This is a genomic window from Xanthomonas axonopodis (genome assembly GCF_001304695.1).
Lineage (GTDB): Bacteria > Pseudomonadota > Gammaproteobacteria > Xanthomonadales > Xanthomonadaceae > Xanthomonas > Xanthomonas axonopodis.
This window is the reverse complement of record NZ_JFAQ01000115.1, coordinates 1-5,204: the sequence shown is the minus strand read 5'-3', so window position 1 is coordinate 5,204 and position 5,204 is coordinate 1. Positions and strand designations below refer to the sequence as shown.

At 65.6% G+C, this 5,204-nt stretch carries 4 protein-coding genes and 2 pseudogenes; 3 read left to right on the top strand and 3 right to left on the bottom strand.

Features of this window, described 5'->3' with window-relative positions:
- The 3 genes and pseudogenes from XAXN_RS11425 to XAXN_RS11415 form a co-directional block, all read right to left on the bottom strand.
- The coding region (locus XAXN_RS11425; protein ID WP_167694786.1) for a transposase at positions 1-125 on the bottom strand (125 nt) is incomplete at its 3' end.
- A 68-nt stretch (positions 126-193) separates the two neighbouring features.
- Positions 194-1,117 (bottom strand): annotated as a pseudogene (locus XAXN_RS11420) (ribonuclease H-like domain-containing protein); the annotation flags it as partial.
- Positions 1,114-3,605: pseudogene (locus XAXN_RS11415) on the bottom strand (DEAD/DEAH box helicase). The pseudogenes XAXN_RS11420 and XAXN_RS11415, both read right to left, overlap by 4 nt.
- Positions 3,606-3,782: 177 nt before the next feature.
- On the opposite strand from XAXN_RS11415, the gene trhA reads away from it, so the two are divergent.
- From trhA to XAXN_RS11400, 3 genes are all read left to right on the top strand, one after another.
- Complete coding sequence (gene trhA, locus XAXN_RS11410) at positions 3,783-4,445, top strand: PAQR family membrane homeostasis protein TrhA (protein WP_054319636.1); 663 nt, start codon at positions 3,783-3,785, stop codon at positions 4,443-4,445.
- A 65-nt stretch (positions 4,446-4,510) separates the two neighbouring features.
- The gene (locus XAXN_RS11405; protein ID WP_029218202.1) at positions 4,511-4,768 is read left to right on the top strand and encodes a type II toxin-antitoxin system Phd/YefM family antitoxin; all 258 of its coding nucleotides are present in this window, start codon (positions 4,511-4,513) and stop codon (positions 4,766-4,768) included.
- A complete protein-coding gene (locus XAXN_RS11400; protein WP_054319635.1) occupies positions 4,756-5,055 on the top strand; it encodes a type II toxin-antitoxin system RelE/ParE family toxin in 300 nt (99 codons plus the stop codon). Before XAXN_RS11405 ends, XAXN_RS11400 begins: the two co-directional genes overlap by 13 nt.
- Positions 5,056-5,204: the final 149 nt, after the last annotated feature.

Below are 5,204 nucleotides of genomic sequence, written 5' to 3'. Positions count from 1 at the left end.
CTGCGCCATAGGTAATATGAGGCTTCGCTGAAGCCATGTCGCCGGCACAGATCTTTGATCGCCACGCCGCTTTCGGCCTCGCGCAAAAAGCCAATGATTTGTTCCTCGATAAAACGCTTCTTCACGTCCAATCTCCTTCAGGTAGGGAATTGGACTCCAAACTGGCGTGCTACTCAAAATCGGGGGGACGTCGCATGAAGGCGCGGGTGCCGGTGCCGCCGGCGAGGCCGGTGGTTTCGGTATCGAAGAACAGCAGGTCCATCGGGTCAACGGCATCGTCGCGTTTGGCGAAGGCCAGCGAGAGCGCCTGTGTGGGAATCGACTGCGGCAGGAAGGCCTGGATCAGATGCAGGCCAGGCGCTATCTCGTTGCCAGGTAGAGATCGGTCGGTCGATGGCGCGCGGACCGGTGTGTGCGCCGAGACCGCGCGTTCGCGCAGGCCGATCATCTTGCGCAAGCCGGCGATGTCGGTGCGGCGTCGCGCCGGATGTGCCGGCGACGCTGTCGTGGTGCTGCGCGCTGTCGGCCAATGGCTTGCGCTATCGGCATCCACAGCGCTGATTGCATCGACATCGACATCCAATGGCAGTGCCGGCTTGTGGCGCACATCGTGCTCCACCCACGCAAAGACCGATGCGTCGCGCGCGGGCGGCGCAGGCATGGGCGACTGCAAGGCGCGGCGCGTGAGCGTCGGTGCAGCGCACGCCGCGTTAGGGCGGCCGGCCGCGGCGCCATGGCTTGCAGCAGCGTTCTCTCGCAGAGGCAAGCGCGCAGGAGGTGACGCGGCGCTGGAGACCGCTGACCGCTGTGCACGTGTCGGCATGACCGCATCGTCCTTGCGCGCGGCAGGCGTCAGCCCGCCAACCTGACGGCGCAGCAGGCGCAGACGTTCCGCGCTGACACCGGACGCATGACCAGGCGCAGGCGACGTGCCCTGCGTGTCCGCGCCGGAAGCTGCCTGCGCGAGCTCACCGGTAAGCGCGGCATCCGCGGCCTTCGCATCCACCGCCGCCGTACCGTACAGCGCATCGCCATCGTCAGCCTTCACCGGCGCACGCACCTCCGCATGCCCGGCCTGCCGCCGCAACAAGCGCAGCCGGTCCGCACTCACACTCATGCAAGCACGTCCAGCGCCAGGTCGTCGTCCACCTGCGTGGCATGCGGCAACGGCGCATCGGCATCGAACAACAACGCCAACACCGTCAGCGCCAGTGATTTGGGCGATTGGCCCTTGGCGGCTTCATGTGCAGCCAGCACCGGGCCCACGCAGGCCGGGCACCCGGCGCTGCAATCGCAACGCCGCACCAACTCGTCCGCGCGCTGCAGCAACTCTGCCTGGCGCAGCCATAGCGGCTCGCTCAAGCCCACGCCGCCGGGGAAGTTGTCGTACAGATACACCGTGGGCACAAAGGCCTGCCGCAATTCCACCGTGGCCGCATCGCCCTCTTCCACGCCGCGCAGTTGTCCACGCCCTGTCTGGTCGGCCACCGCGAACCAGGCACCGTCGCCATTGCCCACGGCCTTCTGCAGATCGCGCGCATCGGCCATCACCGCCACCGTGGCCACCACGTGCAATGCGTACGCGGCACCCAAAAATCCATCCAGTGCATCCTGCTTGGACGCAAACGCCTTGCCCAAGGTCGCCTGCGGCAACTGCCACCACACTGCGGTGGTGTGCAATTCCTGGTCGGGCAGGTTCACCGGCCCGTAGCCGATGTTCTCGTGCGTGTAGTAACGGATCTTCTTGTAGCCGGACACGCGCCGCACCACATGCACTTCGCCATGGTGCGCGTCGCCACGCCCGGCCACACCGCCATCGAAGCGGTCCAGCACCTTCAACTTGGTGTAGTCGATGCTGTCGGTGTAGTAGTCCACATGCGTGCGCGTTACATACGCCTTGCGGCCTTCCCAATCCAGCCGCTCCACCTGGTACGGCGTGCTCTGCACCATGTGGATGGCGCCTTCGTACAAGGTGAGCGCAGCAGCCGAATAATCCACCTCGGCGATGATCTGCTGCTTGCCGTCGCTCTTGTCCACCACCACGAAGTTGCCATCGGCCACCGAGCGCAGGCTCACCGCATTGGCCGGGTAGCTGTCGGCGATCCATTCCCAGCGGTCGCCTTCCTGGTGGATCACTTCGCTTTCGGCCAGCGCTTCCAGGAACACCAGCGGGTCGATCGGCCCGAAGGGCTCGCTGGCAATGAACGGCAATTCGAACGCGGCGCAGCGGATGTGGTCGAACAGGATCAGGGGCTGGTCCGGCGCGGTGCGCGCGTGTTCGGGCGAGGCATCGGCGAAGAAATCCGGGTGCCGCACCACGTATTGGTCCAGCGGTTGCGAGCTGGCCACCAGCACGCCCAGCGCCGGTTGCTGGCGGCGCCCGGCGCGGCCGAAGCGCTGCCACGTCGCCACCACGCTGCCGGGGTAGCCGCTGAGGATCACCACGTCCAGCGCGCCGATATCCACGCCCAGCTCCAGCGCCGAGGTGGAAATGATGCCATCGATGTTGCCGGCACGCATCGCACGCTCCACCTCGCGGCGCTCGGTGGGCAGATAGCCGCCGCGGTAGGCGCGAATGCGTGCCGGCTTGCGCGGGTCGTGGTCGAAGATGTCCTTCAGATACTTGGTCAGCACCTCCACCATCAGGCGCGTCTGCGCGAACACCAGCGTCTTCAAGCCGCTCTTGATGGCAATGCGCGCAATGCGGTTGCTCTGCGAACGCGCCGAGGCACGCAGGCCCAGATCCGCATTGACCACCGGCGGGTTCCACAACAGCACATGCTTGTCGCCGGTGGGCGCGCCGGATTCGGTGATGGCATGCACCTGCTCTTCGATCAAGGCCTGCGCGTGCGCGTGCGGGTTGCCGATGGTTGCCGATGGTTGCCGAGCACAGAATGAACTGCGGGTTGGCCCCGTAGAACGCGCAGATGCGCTTGAGCCGGCGCAGCACGTTGGTGACATGGCTGCCGAACACGCCGCGATAGGTGTGGATCTCGTCGATCACCACATAGCGCAGGTTTTCGAAGAACTGCGCCCACTTGGTGTGATGCGGCAGGATCGCCTGATGCAGCATGTCCGGGTTGCTCACCACGATATCGCCATGCAACCGAATCGCCGGGCGTGTCGCCATCGAAGGTGAAGGCCTTTACCCCCAGCTCGCCGGCGCGGTTCAACTCCAGCAGCTCGGCCACCTGGTCCTGCGCCAGCGCCTTGGTCGGGAACAGGTACAAGGCCTTGGCGCCGCTGGTCATCGCCGCACTCACCACCGGCAGCGTGTAGCACAGCGATTTGCCCGAGGCGGTTGGCGTCACGATCGCCACATGCTCGCCGCGCTGGGTGGCCGCCCAGGCATCGGCCTGGTGGCTGTAGAGCTGACTGATGCCGCGCGCATGTAGCGCATCGGCCAGCGCGCTGGGCACATCATCGGGGATCGGCGCGTAGCTGCCTTCGCGCCCGGGCAGGGTAAAGCTGCCGGTGATGCGGTCGTGGTAGCGCCGTTCCAGGCGTTCGGTGAGCAGCGCGCCATCCCGGCTGGGGCGGCCATCGGTGGTGGCCAGGGCGCGTTCGGCGGTTTCGGTACGGGGAGCGAGGGCAAACGGAGGCATACGGCAAAGGCTCCCAAAGAGGGACATCAAACGAAAAGGATGTCTCAGGGTATGAGACCGGCGCCCCCGCGCCCAGCCTGCCTCACTGAGCGGATTCAGCAAGCCGGGTATCCTGTCGCCCCCACAGCGTCACGGCTGCCTTGAACGCTGTGGGATCCCCCACATCGAAGAAACGCCGTGCCCGTGCCTGCCAACGTCACTGCTCCGCATTACAAGTCCGTCTCTGCCCGCCGCGCCGATATCGCGGTACATGCCGCCGGTCTGTTCCTGGCCATCGTCGGCGGCGCCTGGATGGTGGTGCGCGCGCACGCCAACCAGACCATGCTGCTGGCCACCTGCATCTACGCGCTGGGTCTGCTGGTGATGTTCGGCTGCTCGGCGGCCTACAATTTCGCCCCGCCGCCGCGCCAGCCGATGCTGCGCAAGTTCGACCACGCCGGCATCTTCGTCATGATTGCCGGCTCCTACACACCGTTTTTCCTGGCCGCGCTCGATGGCCCCTGGCGCTGGGCGATGATCCTCAGCGTCTGGTGCGTGGCCTTGTTCGGCGTGTTCGCCAAACTGTGCCTGCCCGGCATCGCCAAGGGGTTCTGGGTGGCGATCTATCTGCTGCTGGGCTGGGCCGGCATCGTGGTGATCAAGCCCATCGTGGCCGGTCTGGACAGCACGGTGCTGTGGCTCATCGCCGCCGGCGGCGCGTTCTACACCGTGGGCGTGGCGTTCTACGTGCGCAAATCGATGGTCTATAACCGCGCCATCTGGCACGCCCACGTGCTCGGCGGCGCGCTGTCGCACTGGTGCGCCATCTGGTTGTGCCTGCGGCCGTTGGGCGAGGCGTGAAGGGCCGTTTGGCGTCTTCGCGCCGGCCGCTTGCCTCGCCAGAAGTGATACTTTAATGTCACTCCATGCGCACCGAACTTGTCACCACGCTCAAGCGTCAGGCTACCGAACTCCTTGCAGCTGCAGAGCGCGACAAGGAGCCAATCTTGATCACACAGCACGGTTTACCCAGCGCCTATCTGGTGGATGTTGCCAGCTATGAGCGCATGCAGCAGCGCATGGCGCTCCTCGAAGGCATTGCCCGTGGAGAAATGGCAGTCGCGGAAGGCCGTACGCTGAGCCATGAACAGGCACAGCAACGCATGGCGCGATGGCTGAAATAATCTGGTCGGTGCCGGCATTGGCTGAATTGGACGCGATTGCCGACTACATCGCAATTGACAACGCGCCCGCTGCAACGGCACTGGTGAAACGGGTGTTCGCGCACGTCGAGCAATTGATTGAACACCCGGGCAGCGGAAGCCGGCCACAGGAACTCAAGCGCTCGCGCTATCGCCAGATTGTCGAACCACCTTGTCGCGTGTTCTACCGCGTGGATGGGCAGCGCATCGTGGTGGTGCACGTAATGCGGTGGGAGCGCGCGCTTCGCAAGAGCCGCCTTTCACGCTAGAAGCGGCTGACAAAACCACGGCACAGCCGCCAGGCGGGCGCGGCCGGTGTTGGGTGCGGCATCCACCACGCCGACACTCCGGTTGTGAGTGCGCCGTCCACAGCCAGCTGACGACTGCTCGCCACGTCCTGGTAGCCGCTCTTAGTGAG